Origin of the sequence: Elioraea thermophila (ex Habib et al. 2022), from assembly GCF_003336755.1 — a bacterium.
In the GTDB taxonomy this organism is placed as follows: Bacteria; Pseudomonadota; Alphaproteobacteria; order Acetobacterales; family Acetobacteraceae; genus Elioraea; species Elioraea thermophila.
Map to the genome: position 1 here is coordinate 61,312 of NZ_KZ851831.1, position 18,531 is coordinate 79,842.

Here is an 18,531-nt window from a genome sequence, read left to right on the forward strand (position 1 = left end):
GCGCCGCGGCGAAACGCATTGACATGCGCCAAAGGCAGAGGTCCGCTTGCGTGGCGTGATCAAAGAGGGAGGCGCGCGCGGCGAACCGTCTCGCGGTCGCCGCCGGCCAGACACGGAGAGGACAGCATGAAAGCCCGCGACCTGATGACCCCCGACGTGGTGACGGTGGCGCCCAACACGCCGGTGATGGGGGTCGCCCGCCTGCTTGCCGAACGGCACATCAGCGCCGTGCCGGTGACGGACGCCGACCGCAAGGTGCTCGGCATCGTCTCCGAGTCCGACCTCATCAAGCAGGTGGCGGGCCGGCACGACAAGCCGCCGGGCTTCTTCCAGTCGCTGTTCGCCGACCCGGCGAAGATGGCGGCCCAGTACGTGAAGAGCCACGGGCGCACCGCGGCCGACATCATGACCACCGACGTCATCACCGTGAGCGAGGACACCCCGGCCGGCGAGATCGCGGAACTCCTCGACAAGGAGAACATCCGCCGCGTCCTCGTCACCCGCGACGGGCGGCTGGTCGGCATCGTCTCGCGCGCCGACCTGCTGCGGGCGCTGGTTTCACCCCCCGTCGTGTCCACCGACGACACCTCGGACGAGGGCATCTACCGCGCGATCATGAACGAGATGAAGAAGCAGCCCTGGGCCTCGACCTTCTACACCACGGTGGTGGTGAAAGACGGCGTGGTCGAGTTCTACGGCTACTGCGGCTCCGACGAGTACCGCCGGGCGCTGAAGGTGCTGGCCGAAGGCGTGCCCGGCGTGAAGCGGGTCGAGGACCACATGGTCATCGGCCCCCTCTACGTCTATTCCTGATCGGCAACGGCTGGACGCGGCACGGTGGTGGGGGGTGGTTCGCGCACGGTCGCGAGAATCGCCCCCCCGCCCACCAAAAAGACCAGGATCGTCGCCATCCCCGCCCGCTGCGAGCCGAACGCATCCGTCGCCCAGGCGAGCGCGGCCGGCCCCGCGAAGGCGGTGATCCGCCCCGACAGCGCGAACAGGCCGAAGTACTCCGAAGCCTGCGCGGCAGGCGCGAGCCGGCTCATCAAGGTGCGGCTCGCCGCCTGGGCGGGGCCGAAGAACACGCCCAAGGGCAGCGCGAGCAGCCAGAACCAGGCCTTGGAGCGGATCAGCAGCAGCACCACCCCGATCGCAGCCAGCGAAGCAAGCGAGATCAGCACCGTCCGCTTCGGCCCGATGCGGTCATCGATGAAGGCGAAGGCGTAGGCGCCGAAGCCGGCCGTCACGTTCATCGCGATCCCCAGGAGGATGATCTCGTCGGTCGCCATGCCGAAAGCGCCGGCGGCGTAGATCGCGCCGAAGTTGAACAGCGTGTTCAGCCCATCGGTGTACAGCAGGCGCGAGAGGAGGAAGCGCGCCACCGCCGGGCGGCGGCGCAGTTCCGGTAGCAGGCGCGCGATCGCCGCGAGACCGGAACGGACCGCCTGCGCAATGCCCGCCCGACGCGGCGTGTCGGGCACGAAGCGGAACAGCGGCCAGCAGAACAGCGCATACCAAAGCGCGACGAGGACAGCCGTCGCGCGGACGTGCTCGGCCGCCGCCCGGTCGAGCGGCAGGAGCGGTGGGTCGGGCTCGATCAGCAGGACGAGACAGGCGAGCAGACAGATCAGTCCGCCGAAATAGCCGATGCCCCAGCCCCAGCCCGAGACGCGCCCGCGCATGCGCGGCGGGGCGACGTCGACCAGCATCGCGTTGTAAAACACGGTGCCGAGCTCGAAGCCGAGGCTGGCGACGACCACCACCACCAGCGCGAACGGCACGAAGGACGGGTCGGGGCGGACCCACCAGAGCGCGGCCGAGGTGACGACCGCCAGCACGGTGAAGGCGGCAAGCCACGGTTTGCGACGACCCGCCCCGTCGGCGATCGCGCCGAGGGGTGGCGAAAGCAGGGCGATCAGCAGCCCCGCCACCGCCATCGCGACACCCCACTGCGAGGTGCCTCTCGTTTCGTCGGCCGCCACCGCCTGCACGAAGTAGGTCGGAAAGACGAAGGTGCCGATGACGGTGGGAAAGGCCGAATTGGCGAAGTCGTAGAGACACCAGGCGAGCACGGACCGCCGCGCGCGCGGCGAGAGCGCGCGCAAGCTGTCCGCATCGGCGAAGGGCGGGCTCACGCGAGCGCCCCGATCGCGCGGGCGGCGACGACGATCTGACCGAGGGAGGGTGAGGCGCCGAGCGTGCTCAGTACCCCCTGCACGGCGGTCCAGCGCGCACCGGCGGCGGCGCGCACCGCATCCACACCGCCGCCCTGCAGCGCGGCGCGGACGAGTCGGGTCTGCGCAGCGCCCAGGTCATCGGCCAGAGCGGCGAGGGCGCGCGCGGTCCAGGCATCGGCGGGCACGATCGCGGCCGCCGCCTTGCGCACCGCTTCGAGCCCGCACGCCGCGCCGACCTCGAACCACGTCTCGCGCACGCGTTCGACCGGAGCACCGAGCTCGGCCGAGAGCGCGAGGATGGGCAGCGCCATCCCGGCCGCCTCGCCGGGGGGGTCGTGCGCGAGAAGGTCATCGAGCAGCGCCTCGGCGCGGTCGCGGAACGGGGCGGCGACCTCCGCCACGCCGCCCGAGGGGGCGTTCCGCAACACCCAGCGCGCCGAACCCTCCTGGGCCCGGCGCAGCGCGGCCAAACGGGGATAGAGGGCATCGGGCGAAGCGCCGGCGACATCCTCCGCCTCCAGCTCGCGGCGAAGCCCGTCGAGCCCAAGGGCGGCGCGCGCGATCAGCGCCGCCCGCGCGGCTTCCGCCGGCGCGATGCCGTCGGCGAGGCGGGCGAAGGCGGCAAGACCGAGGCGGTCGAGCAGGTCGTTGGCGAGCAGCATGGCGAGAAGCTCGCGCCGAAGCGGGAAGGCGGCGATCGCGTCCGCGAAACGGGTGCGCACGGCGGACGGGAAGTAGGCCGCGAGGTCCTCGCCGAACGCGCGATCGTCCGGCAGGTCGGAGGCGAGGATGGCGTCGGTCAGCCAGAGCTTGGCATGGGCGAGGAGAACCACGAGCTCGGGCCGAGTGAGGGTCCCGCGCGCGGCAAGCGTTGCCGGGTCGGGCAGGGCAGCGACCGAACGGTCGAGCCCCGCTTCCGCCTCGAGGCGCGCGATCAGCGCGGCATGCGCGGGCGTCGCCGCGACACCCTCGCCCATCTCCAGCGACAGCCCGAGCGACTGGCGGCGGTTCGTCGCCAGAACCTGCGCCACCACGTCCTCGGTCGCCTCGCACAGAAGCCCGTCGCGCTGCTTCGGCGTGAGGTCGCCCGCGCGCACCAGACCATCGAGCAGAATCTTCAGGTTCACCTCGTGGTCGGAGGTATCGACGCCGGCGGAGTTGTGCAGGGAGTCCGCATCGACCCTGATGCCCCGCAGCGCCGCCTCGATGCGCGCGGCCTGGGTGAGGGCGAGATTCGCCCCTTCGCCCACCACACGGCAGCGCAACGATGCGGCATCGATCCGGATCGCGTCGTTGGCGCGATCGCCTGCCGCCGCGTGCGCCTCGTTGCTTGCCTTGATGAAGGTGCCGATGCCGCCGAAGTAGAGGAGATCGCACGGCATGGCGAGGATGGCACGGATCACCGCCTCCGGCGTGGCGCGCTCAGCGTCGAGGCCGAGCACGGCGCGCGCCTGCGGCGAGAGCGGGATGGTCTTCGCCGTACGCGGAAAGACGCCGCCGCCCGGGGAGAGTTTGGCGGGGTCGTAATCGGCCCAGGCCGAACGGGGGAGATGGAAGAGGCGCGCGCGCTCGGCGTGCGCGACTTCCGGGTCCGGGTCAGGGTCGAGGAAGATGTGGCGGTGATCGAAGGCCGCACGCAGCCGGAAGGCGCGTGAGAGCAGCATGAAGTTGCCGAACACGTCGCCCGACATGTCGCCCACCCCGACGACATCGATCGGATCGCGCGCGATGTCGATCCCCTCCTCGCGGAAGTGGCGGGCGATGCAGACGAAGGCGCCGCGCGCGGTCACACCGAGCTTCTTGTGGTCGTAGCCCTTCGAGCCGCCGGAGGCGAAGGCGTCGCCGAGCCAGAAGCCGCGCGCGAGCGCGAGCGCATTGGCGATGTCGGAGAAGGCGGCCGTCCCCTTGTCTGCCGCCGCGACGAGATAGGGGTCGGGCCCGTCGCGGCAAACCACGCGCGCGGGTGGTGCGATCCGCTCGCCGTCGCGATTGTCGGTGAGATCGAGCAGCGCGCCGATGAACAGCCGGTAGCAGGCGACGCCCTCAGCGGCGACCGCCTCGCGGTCGCGCGCCGCATCGCCGCTCGGCGCGGGAGGACGACGGACGACGAAGCCGCCCTTCGCGCCCGTCGGCACGATCACGGTGTTCTTCAGGGTCTGCGCCTTCATCAGGCCGAGGATCTCGGTGCGGAAGTCCTCGCGCCGGTCCGACCAGCGGATCCCGCCGCGCGCGACCGCGCCCGCGCGCAGGTGCACGCCCTCGATGCGGGGCCCATGCACGAAGATCTCGCGCCACGGCACCGGGCGGGGGATGTCGCCCGCGCGCGCCGGGTCGAGCTTGAGGGCAAGCACCTCGGCCGCCTCGTCGCGGAAGAAGCTGGTGCGCAGCACCGCATCGAGCGCGGCGCGGAGACGGGCGAGGATGCGGTCGTGCTCGGGGTCGGCGACCGCATCCAGGATGGCCTGCCAGCGCGCCTCCTCCGCCGCCTCGTCCTCAGGGTTCCGTTCCTGGTCCGGGTCGAAGCGAAGACGGAACAGGCGGATCAGCGCGGCGGCGGCCTCCGCGTTGGCGGCCAGGGCCTCCTCGGCCGCGCCTTGCGCGAACGGCACGCCCACCTGCTTCAGCCAGCGCCAGAGCGCGCGCAGAAGCCACGCCTCGCGCCAAGTGAGGCCAGCGCGCAGCACGAGCCGGTTGAAACCATCCGCCTCCGCCCGCCCCGCCGCGAGGGCCTCGAGCGCGGCGGCGAGGCGCGGAATCCGCTCGGGCTCGATCGCGGCGCGGTCCGCCGTCTCGAGCGCGAACTCGTGCAAGACCACCGCCCGCCCGGCCGCAGGTGCGAGGCGGAAGGGCACCTCCTCGATCGCGCGCAGGCCAAGGCACTCGATCAGCGGCAGGATGTCGGAGAGCGGAACCGGCTCATCCGGGCGGGCGAGGCGGAGCTGCAGGACGAAACCTGGCACGCCTTGCGGCCTCGCCAGCGCCAGCACGAGCCCGCCGCGCGCCAGCGCCGCTTCGGCGAGTGCGATGTCGGCCACCGCCTCGCGCGCGCCGTGCCGCTCGGCGTAGCCCGGCGGAAAGGCCTCGCCCCAGCGGGCGAGGGTCGCCTGCGCCGCCCCCTCGCCGGCCTCCGCCGCCAAGGCTTCGGCGAGGCGATCGCGGAAGCTGCGCGCGGCCTCGGCGAGCACGCGCTCGAGCGCCTTCGCCTCGACCTCGGGCACCGCGCCCGGCGTGGTGGCGACGATGTAGTGGATGCGGGCAAGCGGGGCGTCGCCGATCTGGATGTAGGTGGCGGAGAGGCGCCCGGCGAAGGCGCGGGCGAGAATCTCGCCGAGCCGGATGCGCAGGCGGGTGTCCATCACGTCGCGCGGCACGAACACCAGGGCGGAGACGAAGCGCTCGAAACGGTCGCGGCGAAGGAACAGCGCGACGCGCTGGCGCTCCTGCAGCGCGAGGATGCCCTGCGCGGTGCGATGGAGTTCCGCCACGTCGGCCTGAAAGAGTTCGTCGCGCGGGTAGGTCTCGAGGATGTTGGAGAGCCGCCGCCCGTCATGCGTCGCGGGATCGAGCCCTGCGCGGGCCAACACGGCGGCGACCTTCTCGCGCAGATAGGGGATCGAGCGCGGATTGCGGTTGTAGGCCGAGGCGGCGAACAGACCGAGCACGATGTCGGCCCCCCTCACGCGACCTGCGCGATCGATTCGCTTGAGCACGATCGCGTCGCAATGCTGCGGCCGATGCACCGTGGAGCGCATGTTCGCCTTCGCCACCGTGAGCGGCACAGGCTCGAGCGCCCAGGCCCGCACGGGCTCGGGGATGGTGTGGGGGTCGCGCAGCACGTCGAACACGGGCAAAGCGGGGTCGCGCAACAGCCCGAGCGCCTCGTCCTGCTCGGGATGCACCCGGCCCGCTTCGTCCAGCGCGTAGCCGCGCCAGCCGAGGAAGACGAAGTTGTCGTCGTCGAGCCAGGCGAGGAAGTCGCGCGCGATGCGGAAGGGCTCCTCGTCGCGTTCGGCGAGCCGGGCCGTCACCTGTGCCAAGCGGGCCCGCATCGCCGGCCAATCCTCCACCGCGCGACGCACATCGGCCATCGTCCGGGCGAGCGAGTCGGCGATCGGGCCGAGCTCGCTCGCCTCCGCCGGCTCGGCGAACTCGATCTGCATCATGCTCTCGCGCGCCGCTCCCTCGCCTGCGGCGGGGCCGAAGGCGAGCAGCCTGCCCGCCGCATCGCGCCGCACCGGCACGATCGGGTGGACGACGAGGTGCACGGCGCGGTTCGCGCGCGCGAGCGCGGCAAGCGCGGAGTCGACCAGGAACGGCATGTCGTCGGTGACGATCTCCGCCACCGCGTGCGCCGACCGCCAGCCGTCGCGATCGGGGCGGGGCTTGAAGCAGCGGACGTTCGCGGTGCCCGCGGCGCGCCGGCGGGCGTGCTCGAGCAGCGACAGCGCTGCCCCGGCGACGTCCTCCGGGGCGCGGGCGAGAAGATCATCGTCCGCCACCCCCTCCGCCCAGAGGGCGAGGAAGGCACGCGCCTCCGCCGCCGGCGCAGGCGGCAGCCGCCGCGCCAGCACCGCGTTCGCCGCCTCGAGCAGGGCGGCGCGCGCCACCGTCGCCGTGCCGAGCCTGCCCTCGAGCCCTTCCGGTGCCATGCGGCGTTCTCCCGAAACCCTCGCCTCACGGCCGACGGTAGACGCGCAGGAGGCGGGCGGACTAGCCTTGTCGGTGTAGGATTCATTGTCGACGCTCGGGTCGAAGACGCCGTCGGGAGTCGGGCCAATGCGCGAAGTCCTTGCCGTCGTGCTGCTGCTTGCCGCCGCCCCCGCCCTGGCACAGGCGGATCGCTGCGCGGCGATCTCGCCGGCGGCGCAAGGTTACGAGAGTGTCACGGTGTTCTTCGCCATCGGCTCCTCCGCACTCGACGACCGCGCGCGCGCCGCGATCCGCCGCGCGGCGGGGCAGATCGTCGCCCAGCACAAGGACCACGTCTGTCTCATCGGCCGCGCCTCGCCGACCGGATCGCCGCAGGCGAACGAGCGTCTCGCCGCCGCTCGTGTGCGGGCGGTGACGGATGCCCTCGTCGCGGGCGGGGTGGCCCGGCCGCTGATCGGCGCGCAGGTGCAGGGCGCGGCCTGGGGGGCGAGGGTGGATCGGGCCGAGAACGAGGCCGACCGTTCCGTCACCATCCTCTATCCGCGCTGAGGCAACGGCGGTGCGCCGGCGCGGAGTCGTCCTCGCCGCGGCCGCCGTCCTTGCGCCGGGGGCGGTCGTCGCCCAGCCCAACCCGGATTTCTGGGTCGCCAACCGCTCGGCGCTGCGGATCGACCGCCTCTCCGTCTTGCCCGTCGATCGCGACGAGTGGGGGCACGATTGGCTGGGCGAACACGTGCTGGCGCCCGGCGAGCGCTCTCCCGTCCGTCCGCCGCGCGACGGGCGCTGTCTGTACGACATCCGCGTCGTCTATGCCGACGGTTCGGCGGAAGAGCGACGGCGGGTGAACGTCTGCGCGGTGGCCGAGGTCTCCTTCAGCCGCGGCGCGGCGGCGTCCGACCGTGCGCCGGGGGCGGCCGGGCGGAGCGTCACCGTGGTCAATCGCGCGGCGCGCACGATGAGGCAGCTCTTCGTCTCGCCCTCGACGGAGCGCGATTGGGGCGCGGATCGGCTCGGCGAAAGCGTCTTGCCGGCGGGTCGGCCGTCGTCCGCCTGCCGCGCGAGAGTGGGTGCGAAGTCGATGTCCGCGCGGTGTTCGACGACAACTCGGTGCTGGAGCGGGGGCGGATCGACAGCTGCCGCGCGCGCGAGATCGCCCTGCCCTGACGGCGGCTCAGGTTCCGCGATCGGGGGCCGCGTGATAGGCACCCCGCCATGCGCGTGCTTTATCACTTCCCGCTCTCGCCCTTCTCGCGCAAGGTTCGCCTCGCTCTCGCCGAGAAGCGGCTGCCGTTCGAACTCCGCGAGGAAAAGGTCTGGGAGAAGAGGCCCGAGTTCCTCGCCCTCAACCCGGCGGGCCAGGTGCCGGTGCTGGTCGAGGAGAACGGGCTCGTCATCCCGGACAGCGTGGTGATCACGGAATACCTCGAGGAGACCTACCGCGAGGTGCCGCTGCTCGGGGCCACTGCTGCCGAGCGGGTGGAGTGCCGACGCCTCGTAGCCTGGTTCGACGGCAAGTTCGCGCGCGAGGTGACGGACAAGCTCCTCGTCGAGAAGGTGGTGAAGCGGCTGATCGGCCGCGGCGTGCCGGATGCGGGAGCGATCCGCGTCGGCTACGCCAACCTGCGCACCCACCTCGGCTATGTGGCGGAGCTTGCCGAGAACCGACGGTGGCTCGCGGGGGAGGCGCTGTCGCTCGCCGATCTCGCCGCCGCCGCGCATCTCTCCGTGCTCGATTTCGCGGGCGAGATCGACTGGTCGGTCGCGCCGGCGGCGAAGGAATGGTACGCGCGAATCAAGTCACGGCCCTCCTTCCGCCCCCTGCTGACGGACCGCGTGCCGGGATTGCGCCCGCCCGACCACTACGCCGATCTCGACTTCTGAGCCCTTCCCCTCAGCGTCGCCCGGCCTCGGCCTCCAACGCGGCGAGATGGTCGCGGGCAAACCCTGCGACCGTCTGGTCAGAGGCGAGGGCGAGCACGCGTTCGAGGTCGCGCCGGGCCGCGGCGAGGTCGCCCCTGTCGCGCGAGAGGAGGGCGCGCTCGAGCAGGGCCTGCGCGTTCTCCGGTTCGCGCAGCAGCACGCGGGTGAGGTCGGCCGCCGCGCGCGTGGCGTCTCCGGCCTGCCGCCAGGCGGAGGCGCGCAGGATCAGGGCCTCGCTGCGGTCCGGCTCGCGCGCGATGAGCCGCGACAGGTCCTCGATCGCCTCACTGAAGCGGCCGAGCGCGGCGGCGGCGATGGCGCGGTCGGTGAGCAGGTCGGGATCGTCAGGCCGGGCGGCGAGGCCGCGTGTGGCGGCGACCTGGGCACGGTCGGGTCGGTCGAGGGCGAGCCAAAGCCGGGTCGCCTGGGCGAGCAGGGCGGCGCGCGCATCCGCCGGTGCCGTCGCGTGCGCCCCCAACGCCTCGAGGATCTCCGCCGCCGCCTCGGTCTCGCCCGCCTCGATCAGCGCCACCGCCTCACAGTGCCGCGCGGCATCGCCTCCGCCCTCGGCGCTCCAGCGACGGGCTTCCACCAGCGCCTCGCGCGGCGCCAGCATGGCGAGGGCAAGGCAGCGGTCGTAGTCGACATCCGCCCTCGGCGCGGCGACGGTCGGGATCGGCTCCGCGGTCTGCGCCATCGGTGCTGAAACCACGTCCCTCGGGGCGGTCTCGCCGGCGGCGGGCGGTTCCGCCGCGGGCGGGGCGAGCCACCACAGCGCCCCGGCGCCCATGGCGGCGAACGGCAGGACAAGCAGAAACCAGCGGATGGTGGTCAGGGCAATCACCCTCGCGACGAACGCCACGCCATGCTAGCGCAGCCTGCGATGCAACGCGCCCTGGTCGTGTTCGGTCTCGGCTACTCGGGTCGTGCGATCGCGGCCGCAGCGCGCGCCGCGGGCTGGCCCGTGGCCGTGGTGAGCCGAGGTGCGGGCGACGCGATGGGCGTGCCGATCGTGCCGTTCGCCGACCCGACCCCCGCGCTCGCCGACGCCACCCATGTCGTGCTCACCGCCGCTCCCGCCGAAGCGGGCGACCCGGTGCTCGTCGCGCACGAGAAGGCGCTCGCCGAAGCCCCGAAGCTCACCTGGATCGGCTATCTCTCCACCACCGGTGTCTACGGTGATCGGGGCGGAGCCTGGGTGACGGAGGCCGACCCGCCGGCGCCCTCGAAGCCACAGAGCGTGGCCCGCCGCGCCGCCGAGGAGGCGTGGGCGGCGTTCGCCGCCCGGCGCGGTGCCGCCCTCGACCTGATCCGCCTCGCCGGCATCTACGGGCCCGGGCGATCCCCGTTCGATGACCTGCGTGCCGGGCGGGCGCGGCGCATCGTCAAGCCCGGTCATGCCTTCAACCGCATCCATGTGGCCGACATCGCGGGGCTCGTGCTCGCCGCCGCCGCCCACCCCGGCGAGGTCGGGCGCGCCCGCGTCCTGCACGGGGTGGACGACGAACCCGCCCCCCAAGCGGATGTCGTCGCGGAAGCCGCGCGCCTGCTCGGCGTCCCCGCCCCGCCGGAAATCCCCTTCGCGGAGGCCGCGCGCACGATGAGCCCGATGGCGCTCGGCTTCTGGAGCGAGAACCGGCGGGTGGCGAACGCCCTGACCAAGGCAGCGACCGGCTGGGCGCCGCGCTACCCCTCATACCGCGAGGGGCTTGCCGCCATCCTCGCCGAGGAGGGGCGCGAGGGTGCGGGCGAGCAGGGCGAGATCGGCCGGGCGTGACAGGCGATGGTCACCATCCTTGATCAGCGTCACCTGCACGTCGGCCGAAGCGAGACATTCCGCCAGCCTGAGGCTCGTCTGCCAGGGCACGGCGGAGTCGTTCTGCCCATGCAACAGGCGAACCGGCCCGGTGAAGGGAATGCCGCCGCGCAGACGCAGACGCCGCCGCCCGTCCTCGATCAGAGCGCTGGTGTAGACGTAGCCTGCAGGGTCGTACTCGGACGGCTCGACCACCCGGCCCTCGGCGAGCAGCCGCGCGCGCGTTTCCTCGTCCCACCGCGCCCAGAGCAGATCCTCGGTGAAGTCGGGGGCGGCGGCGATGCCGACGAGCGCGGCCACCCGGTGGGCCCCGGCAAGCGCCACCTCGAGCATGATCCACCCGCCCATCGAGGAACCGACCAGCACCACCGCGCCCTCGGTCAATCGGTCGATGACGGCGAGCGCGTCCGCCGCCCAGGCACCGATCGTGCCGTCCTCGAACCGGCCGGCGGAGGCGCCGTGGCCGGTGTAGTCGAAGCGGAGGAAGGCTCTGCCTCTCGCGGCGCACCACGCATCGAGGAACGAGGCCTTGCTGCCGGTCATGTCGGAGGCATAGCCGCCGAGGAACACCACCCACGGCGGCGTGCCCCGGCGCCTGCGCCAGGCGATTGCACCGTTCGGACCGTCGATGCGCCCGCTCTCCTCCATCGCGTCTCTCCCTCCGCCGTCCGGCGGGCGGGCTGCTAGCACGAGCCCGCGTGGCCGCCGACCCTCCCACGGTGCTGCAGGTGCTGCCCGCCCTCGATTCGGGTGGGGTGGAGCGCGGTACGCTGGAGGTCGCCGAGGCGGTGGTGCGCGCGGGGTGGCGGGCCCTGGTCGCCTCGGCGGGCGGGCGTCTCGTGCCCGAACTCGAGGCGCTCGGCGGGCGCCACGTCACCCTCCCCCTGCGCGCCAAGGACCCGCTGACGCTCTGGCGCAACGCGGGTCGGCTCGCCGATCTCATCCGGCGGGAGCGTGTTGCCATCGTGCACGCCCGCTCGCGCGCCCCGGCCTGGAGCGCGCGGCTTGCCGCCCGGCGGACGGGTGCGCGCTGGGTCACCACGTGGCACGGCGTTTATCGCGAGGGGTTTCCTGGCAAGCGTCTCTACAACGCGGTGATGGCCTCGGGCGAGCGGGTGATCGCGATCTCGCGCTTCGTCGCCGATCATCTCCTCTCCCGTCACGGCACCGATCCGGCCCGCGTGCGGATCATTCCGCGCGGGGTTGATCCTCGCCGCTTCGACCCCGAGGGGGTCTCGCCCGAGCGCGTCGCCGCCATGCGCGCGGTCTGGGGCGTGGCGCCCGACACGCCCGTGGTGCTGCTGCCCGGGCGGCTGTCGCGCTGGAAGGGGCAGCAGGTGCTGATCGAGGCACTGGCCCGGATGGGCCGGCGCGACGCGGTTGCGGTGCTGGCGGGCGATGCCGGCGGGAGTGGCGGCCATGCCCTGCACCTCGTGCGCCTCGCGCACAAGCATGGCGTGTCGGATCGCGTCCGCTTCGCCGGCCACGTCGCCGACATGCCGGCCGCCTGCCTCGCCGCCGAGGTGGTGGTGAACGCCTCGATCGAACCGGAGGCCTTCGGCCGGGTGGTGATCGAGGCGCAGGCGATGGCCCGGCCCGTCGTCGCCACCGCGCATGGTGGGGCGGCGGAGACGGTGGAACACGAGGCGACCGGGCTGCTCGTTCCGCCGAACGATCCGGCAGCCCTTGCCCGCGCGCTCGACCGGCTGCTCGCCTGCCCGGCGGAGGCGCGGGCCGCGCTCGGCGCCCGCGCGCGGGACGCCGTGCTCGCCCGCTACACCACGGAGCGCATGACCGAAGCCACGCTTGCCGTCTATCGCGAGCTGCTGGAGCAAACGGGAACGGAATGATCCGTCTCGGCACCATCCTGCCGGGCCTTGCCGCCTTGCGCGGCTATCGCCCGACGTTGCTCGCGGGCGATGTCGCGGCCGGGCTCTCCGTCGCCGCGGTCAGCGTGCCGATGGCGCTCGCCTATGCCGCCATGGTCGGCCTCCCGCCCGAAACCGCCCTGAGTGCCGCCATCGTCGGGCTTGCGGCCTATGCCCTGTTCGGCCCCTCGCCGCGGCTGGTGGTGGGGCCGGACACGGCGCTGTGCGCCGTGCTGGCCGACGTGCTGGCGCGGCTTGCCGTCACCGAGCCGGCGGGGCGGGCGGAGACGGCGGCCGCCCTCGCGCTCGGCACGGGCGCGGTCTTGCTCGCCGCCGGCGCCTTCGGCTTCGGCCGCGCCGCCGTGCTGCTCGCGCGGCCCGTGCTGGTCGGCTTCGTCGCCGGCGTCGGGCTCACGCTGATCGGCTCGCAACTCGGCCGCCTCGTCGGGCTCGATGTGCCGGGTTCCGGTCTGGTCGGACCGGTGTTCGCTCTGCTCGGCCGTCTCTCCGACGTTCGGCTGCCCACGCTCGTCCTCGGGCTCGCCTCCCTGCTGGCGATGCTCGCCTGGTCCAGGCTCGTGCCGCGCATTCCCGCCGCTCCCGTGGTGCTCGCCCTCGCGCTCGGCCTTGCTGCGGTCCTCGATCTGCCCGGGCTCGGCGTCGCCGTGCTCGGACCGGTGCCGCCGGCGGTGCCGATGCTCGCCCTGCCGCGCGCCGACGTACCGGCGGAACCCTTCGGCGAGGGCGTGGTCGCGCTGGCGGTGATCGCCTTCGCCTCCGGCGTCATTCCGGCCCGCGCCTTCAATGCCCGTGCCGGGCTGCTCTCCGACCCGAACGCGGAACTGCGCGGTCTCGGCCTCGCCAACCTCGCCGCCGGCCTCACGGGAGGGTTCGCGGTGACGGGCACCTCGAGCCGTACTGCCGTTGCCTTCACCTTGGGCGCGCGCTCACCGCTCGCGGCGCTGACCGCCTCCCTCGCCCTCGGCCTCGCCGCCACCCGCCTCGGGCCTCTGCTCGCGCCCCTGCCGGTGGCGGTGCTCGCCGCCATCCTGATCGCGACCGGGGCGGGACTGATCGATCCTCGCGCGTTCCGGCGACTGTGGGAGATCGACCGGCGCGAGTTCTGGATCGCGCTCATCACCGCACTTGGCGTGGTCGCGGTCGATGCGCTGAAGACGGTCGGCCTCGGGGTCCTGCTCAGCCTCGCCAACTACCTGCGCATGGCTTCGCGCCCGCGCGATGCTCGCCTCGGCCGGATTCCGGGCCGTCCGGGGCTGTGGAAGCTGCACCTGCACCCCGAGGCGAAGCCGATCCCCCGGATCCTCGTGTGGCAGTTCCAGGGCTCGCCGGTGTTCGTCGCCGCCGACCGGCTGGGCGAACGGCTGCCGCGGGCGATCGCCAAGGCCGAGCCGGGCACGCGCTTCCTGGTGCTCGACTGTTCGGCGATGACGGTGCTGGACAGCACCGGGGCCGAGGTCCTGGAACGCGCGGTCGCGGCGGCCGAGGCGGCGGGGCTCAGGGTGGTGTTGGGCGGGGGGCACGCGCGCTTTCGCAACCGGCTGAAGCGGTCGCCCGCGCTCGCCGCCCTGCCGTGGTTCGACAGCGCCGAGGCCGCGGTGGAGGCGATCGAGCGGGGCGAGATCGCGCCCCTCGCGCGCGAAGCGGCGAAGACGGAGGGGTGAGGAGGGACGAGGATGGTGCTCGACGGCTCGATCGCGGCGGTGATCACGGGCGGCGCCTCGGGGCTCGGCGAGGCGGCGGCTCGCTTCCTTGCCGCCCGTGGCGTGCGGGTCGCGATCTTCGATCGTGACGCAGACCGCGGGGCGGAGGTCGCGCGCGAGATCGGCGGGCACTTCGCGCCGTGCGACGTGGCCGACGAGGCAAGCCTGATCTCCGCTCTCGCCTCCGCCCGCGCCGCGCACGGCCCTGCGCGCCTCGCTCTCGCCTGCGCCGGCATCGCGCCGGCCCAGAAGCTCGTGCGGCGCGATCGCGACTCCGGCCGCCCTGTGCCGCACGACCTCGCCCTCTTCGAGCGCGTGATCGCGGTGAACCTGCTCGGCACGGTGCGGCTCGTCGCCCATGCCGCCGCCGACATGGCGGCACTCGCACCCTTGGGCGAGGACGGCGAGCGCGGCGTCATCATCACCGTCGCCTCCATCGCCGCCGAGGACGGCCAGATCGGCCAGACGGCTTACGCCGCCTCCAAAGCCGCCGTGGCGGGCATGACGCTGCCGGCGGCGCGGGACCTCGCCGAGTGGGGGATCCGCGTCGTCTCCGTCCTGCCCGGCGTGTTCGCCACCCCGATGGTGGCGGGGCTGCCCGACCCGGTGCGCGAGGCCCTCGTCGCCACCATCCCCTTCCCGCGCCGTGCCGGCAGGCCGGAGGAGTTCGCCCGCCTCGTCGCGGCGATCGCCGAGAACCCGATGCTGAACGGGGCGACGATCCGCCTGGATGCCGCGCTGCGCATGCCCCCGCGCTGAGGCCGCCCCCGCCAGGATTTTGCCGAAGCGGCGCAGCAATCGTCGCAAAACGTGCTGACCGCGCGCGCACTTCGCCACCACGTGACCTTGCAAATCGGGTTAGCCTTGCTGACCTTTCGGGTCCGGGAGAGGCAAGGGAGACGGCTCGGATGGACTCGCTCAGCGGGACCGCGCCGATCACGTTGGAGAGCCGGTTCATCGACCTCGATTCGCCGGTGCTGCTGACGGGGATCCAGGCCCTCGTTCGCGTGCTGCTCGAGCAGGCCCGGCTCGATCGCGCCGCTGGGCTGAACACCGCCGGTCTCGTCTCCGGCTATCGCGGCTCTCCCTTGGGCGGGCTCGACAAGGAGCTCTGGGCCCGGCGCGCGCTCCTGGATGCCGCCGGCGTGCGCTTCCAGCCGGGCATCAACGAGGATCTCGCCGCCACCCTGCTGTGGGGCGCGCAGATGCTCGAGGTGTTTCCCGGCCGCCGGGTCGAGGGCGTGTTCGGCCTGTGGTACGGGAAAGGTCCGGGAGTGGATCGTTCCGGCGACGCCTTCCGCCACGCCAACGCCTTCGGCACCCACGCCAAGGGGGGCGTGCTTGCGGTGGCGGGAGACGATCACGCCGCGCAGTCCTCCGTGCTGCCGCACCAGTCCGACCAGATCTTCGAGGCGGCGATGATCCCGCTCCTGCACCCGGCCTCGGTGCAGGACATCCTCGACCTGGGCCTCGCCGGGATCGCGATGAGCCGCTTCTCGGGGCTCTGGGTCGGGCTGAAGACGGTGGCGGAGACGGTGGAGGCGGCGGCGACGGTGGTCGTTCCCTCCGCGCGACGATTCGTCCGCCCCGAGATCGAAGCCCCGCCCTGGGGCTTCAACCTCGACCCGCGCCTGCGCTGGCCGGAACAGCGGGCGGAACTCGAACGGCGCGTGATCGCCGAACGCCTCCCGGCCGCTTCTGCCTTCGCCCGCGCCAACGCGCTCGATCGCCTCGTGTTCGGCAACGCGGATGCGCCGATCGGCCTCGTCACCTGCGGCAAGGCGCATCTCGACGTCGTGCGCGCGCTCGACCTCCTGGGCCTGGGCGGCGGTGAGGCGGAACGGCGGGGGATCGCGCTCTACAAGGTGGCGCTGACCTGGCCCGTCGAGCCCGAGGGCCTGACGCGTTTCGCCTCCGGCAAGAAACTCCTGATCGTGGTGGAGGAGAAGCGGAGCCTGGTGAAGCGCCAGGCGCGCGACATCCTCTACAACCTCCCCACCGACCGTCGCCCCGCCATCATCGGCAAGCGCACGCTGTCGGGCGAGCCGCTGCTGCCGGAGCATGGCGAACTCGATCCCGTCGCGATCGCCCGCGCGCTCGCCCGTGTGCTGCCCGAGTTCGGTGTGGCGGTCTCCTTCACCGAACCCGACCTTCCGCCGCCCGCCGCAGCGCTGATCCGCGCGCCCTATTTCTGCGCGGGCTGCCCGCACAACACCTCGACCGTGGTGCCCGAGGGCGCGCTCGCCCTGGGCGGCATCGGCTGCCACACGCTGGCGCTGGGTGCGGTGGGTCGGGCGAAGACCGTGACCCACATGGGCGCCGAAGGCGTCACCTGGGTTGGCCTCGCACCGTTCGTCGAGGTGCCGCACGCCTTCGTCAACATGGGCGACGGCACCTGGCAGCACTCGGGCATCCTCGCCATCCGCCAGGCGGTCGCCGCCGGCGCCAACGTCACCTACAAGATCCTCTACAACAGCGCGGTGGCGATGACCGGCGGCCAGCCGGTGGACGGCGGGCCTTCCGTCGCGCAGATCGTGCGTCAGCTCGCCGCCGAAGGGGTGGCGCGGATCGCCGTCGTCGCCGACGACGCGGCGCGGCTTCCCCCTGCCGCCGACCTGCCGCCCGGCGTGGAGCGCGCCACGCGCGAACACCTGCTCGCGGTGCAGGAGCGTTTCCGAACCGTTCCGGGCGTGAGCGCGATCGTCTACGACCAGGTCTGCGCCACCGAGAAGCGTCGCAAGCGCAAGCGCGGCACGATGCCTGCGCCCGAGACGAGCGTGCTGATCAACGAGCGCGTGTGCGAGAACTGCGGCGACTGCACGGTGCAGTCGAACTGCGTCGCCATCGAGCCGGTCGAGACCGAGTTCGGCCGCAAGCGCCGCGTCTCGCCGTCCACCTGCAACACCGACCTCTCCTGCCTCAAGGGCTACTGTCCGTCCTTCGTCACCGTCGCGGCGGCGCGCAAGCCGAAGGAACCCTCGCCGGAGATCGCGGCGTTGGAGGAGCGCTTGGGGCGCGAGTTGCCGACACCCCTGCCGCCGCCGCTCGGCGATCGCCCGTGGCGGGCACTGTTCGCCGGCGTGGGGGGTGGCGGCATCGTCACCGCCGGCGCGATCACCGCCATGGCCGCCCATCTCGAAGGCAGGGCGGTGCGCACCCTCGACTTCACCGGGCTGGCGCAGAAGAACGGCGCGGTGGTCGGGCACGTGCAGATCGCGGCCGAGGAAGCCTTGCTCGACGTCGCGCGCGTGCCGCTGCGCGGGGCCGATCTCCTGATCGCGGCCGACATGGCGGTCGCCGCCGGGCGCGACGTGCTGCCGCGGCTGAAAGCGGACGGGGCGGTGGTCGGGCAAGCGCGGCTCGCTTCCGTCGCCGCCTTCGTGCGCGACGCCGACGTGGTGCTCGACTGCGAGGGCCATCGCCGGGCTCTCGAAGCCGCCTCGCCCGCCGGCCTCCATCTCTGGCTCGATGCCGCCCGGCTCGCCGAAGTGCTGTTCGGCGAGGCGCAGACGATGAACACGCTGCTGCTCGGCGCCGCCTGGCAGAAGGGGCTGATCCCGGTTCGCGCCGCGTCCTTGCTCCGCGCGATCGAGCTCAACGGGGTGGCGGTGGCGACCAACAAGCGCGCCTTCCTGTGGGGCCGGGCGCTCGCGCACGAGCCCAGACTCGCCGACCGACTCCTCGCAGAACGCCGCGCCCCCGAGACCCTCGACGATCTGATCGCGAACCGGGCGGCGGACCTCGTGCGCTATCAGAACGAACGCCTCGCGCAACGCTTCCGCACGCTTGCCGACCACGCGCGCGCGATCGAGGAAGCGAGCCTCGGGCGCGCGGGGGCCGTGACGCGCGCCGTGGCGGACGGCTACCATCGCGTGCTGGCCTACAAGGACGAGTACGAGGTGGCGCGCCACCTCTCGGACCCCGCTTTTCTCGCCGGGCTGAAGGCGGAGTTCGGCGACACCCCGCTCACCTTCCATCTCTCCCCGCCGCTGCCCTTCCTGGGGCGCGATCCGGCGACGGGGCGGCGGCGCAAGATCGCGCTCCCCGCCCGCGTCGCGCTGCCGGTGTTTCGCCTGCTCGCGCGCCTGAAGGCGCTGCGCGGCAGCTGGCTCGATCCGTTCCACTGGCAAGAGGATCGCCGTCTCGAGCGGGCAGCGATCCGGCTGTTCGAGGCGGACGTCGCCTTCGCCCTCGCTCACCTCCGCCCCGCCACAGCCGAGGCCTGCCTGCGGCTCCTTTCCTGGCCCTTCGCCGCGCGCGGCTTCGGCCCGATCAAGCGTGCCAACCACGCCAAGGCGATGGCCGAGCGCGCGGCCGCCCGCGCCGCCCTCTCGGCGGCCGCGACGCCCGTTGTGGCGCCCGAGCCCGCTTCGGCGTAA

General features: G+C 73.2%; 13 protein-coding genes. 9 read left to right on the plus strand and 4 right to left on the minus strand.

Features of this window, described 5'->3' with window-relative positions; genetic code table 11:
- Positions 1 to 126: 126 nt before the first annotated feature.
- Positions 127 to 813 (plus strand): CBS domain-containing protein, encoded by a 687-nt coding sequence (locus DWB05_RS00300; RefSeq protein WP_232818328.1) that lies wholly within the window; start codon positions 127 to 129, stop codon positions 811 to 813.
- Here the strand turns inward: DWB05_RS00300 and DWB05_RS00305 are convergent.
- Complete coding sequence (locus tag DWB05_RS00305; protein WP_114373759.1) at positions 804 to 2,135, minus strand: MFS transporter; 1,332 nt, start codon at positions 2,133 to 2,135, stop codon at positions 804 to 806. The genes DWB05_RS00300 and DWB05_RS00305 overlap by 10 nt on opposite strands.
- The gene (locus DWB05_RS00310) at positions 2,132 to 6,826 is read right to left on the minus strand and encodes an NAD-glutamate dehydrogenase (RefSeq protein ID WP_114373762.1); all 4,695 of its coding nucleotides are present in this window, start codon (positions 6,824 to 6,826) and stop codon (positions 2,132 to 2,134) included. Before DWB05_RS00310 ends, DWB05_RS00305 begins: the two co-directional genes overlap by 4 nt.
- A 127-nt stretch (positions 6,827 to 6,953) precedes the next feature.
- On the opposite strand from DWB05_RS00310, the gene DWB05_RS00315 reads away from it, so the two are divergent.
- The 3 genes from DWB05_RS00315 (at position 6,954) to fzlA (ending at position 8,708) form a co-directional block, all read left to right on the plus strand.
- Positions 6,954 to 7,376, plus strand: a complete 423-nt coding sequence (locus tag DWB05_RS00315) for an OmpA family protein (RefSeq protein ID WP_114373765.1) — start codon at positions 6,954 to 6,956, stop codon at positions 7,374 to 7,376.
- 444 nt (positions 7,377 to 7,820) lie between these two features.
- Entirely contained in the window at positions 7,821 to 7,991 is a 171-nt protein-coding gene (locus DWB05_RS14525; protein ID WP_157967009.1) for a hypothetical protein, read from the plus strand.
- A gap of 48 nt (positions 7,992 to 8,039) precedes the next feature.
- Entirely contained in the window at positions 8,040 to 8,708 is a 669-nt protein-coding gene (fzlA, locus tag DWB05_RS00325; RefSeq protein WP_114373769.1) for an FtsZ-binding protein FzlA, read from the plus strand.
- Positions 8,709 to 8,718: 10 nt separating this feature from the next.
- On the opposite strand, the gene DWB05_RS00330 is transcribed toward fzlA, so the two are convergent.
- Positions 8,719 to 9,609, minus strand: coding sequence for a tetratricopeptide repeat protein (locus tag DWB05_RS00330; RefSeq protein WP_114373771.1), 891 nt, complete (start codon positions 9,607 to 9,609; stop codon positions 8,719 to 8,721).
- A 21-nt stretch (positions 9,610 to 9,630) separates the two neighbouring features.
- Here DWB05_RS00330 and DWB05_RS00335 point away from each other — a divergent pair, with 21 nt between their 5' ends.
- Complete coding sequence (locus tag DWB05_RS00335; RefSeq protein WP_114373772.1) at positions 9,631 to 10,524, plus strand: NAD-dependent epimerase/dehydratase family protein; 894 nt, start codon at positions 9,631 to 9,633, stop codon at positions 10,522 to 10,524.
- Here the strand turns inward: DWB05_RS00335 and DWB05_RS00340 are convergent.
- Positions 10,441 to 11,211, minus strand: coding sequence for an alpha/beta fold hydrolase (locus tag DWB05_RS00340; protein ID WP_114373774.1), 771 nt, complete (start codon positions 11,209 to 11,211; stop codon positions 10,441 to 10,443). The two genes, DWB05_RS00335 and DWB05_RS00340, sit on opposite strands and share 84 nt — an antisense overlap.
- 50 nt (positions 11,212 to 11,261) lie before the next feature.
- Here DWB05_RS00340 and DWB05_RS00345 point away from each other — a divergent pair, with 50 nt between their 5' ends.
- The 4 genes from DWB05_RS00345 to DWB05_RS00360 all read left to right on the plus strand — a co-directional run bounded on the left by DWB05_RS00345 (position 11,262) and on the right by DWB05_RS00360 (position 18,531).
- Positions 11,262 to 12,413: a glycosyltransferase family 4 protein gene (locus DWB05_RS00345; RefSeq protein ID WP_114373776.1), complete on the plus strand. Its 1,152-nt coding sequence runs from the start codon at positions 11,262 to 11,264 to the stop codon at positions 12,411 to 12,413.
- A complete protein-coding gene (locus DWB05_RS00350) occupies positions 12,410 to 14,113 on the plus strand; it encodes a SulP family inorganic anion transporter (protein ID WP_114373778.1) in 1,704 nt (567 codons plus the stop codon). The genes DWB05_RS00345 and DWB05_RS00350 overlap by 4 nt, the downstream gene beginning before the upstream one ends.
- A 12-nt stretch (positions 14,114 to 14,125) precedes the next feature.
- Positions 14,126 to 14,911, plus strand: coding sequence for an SDR family NAD(P)-dependent oxidoreductase (locus DWB05_RS00355; RefSeq protein ID WP_114373780.1), 786 nt, complete (start codon positions 14,126 to 14,128; stop codon positions 14,909 to 14,911).
- Positions 14,912 to 15,060: 149 nt separating this feature from the next.
- Positions 15,061 to 18,531, plus strand: coding sequence for an indolepyruvate ferredoxin oxidoreductase family protein (locus tag DWB05_RS00360; RefSeq protein WP_114373782.1), 3,471 nt, complete (start codon positions 15,061 to 15,063; stop codon positions 18,529 to 18,531).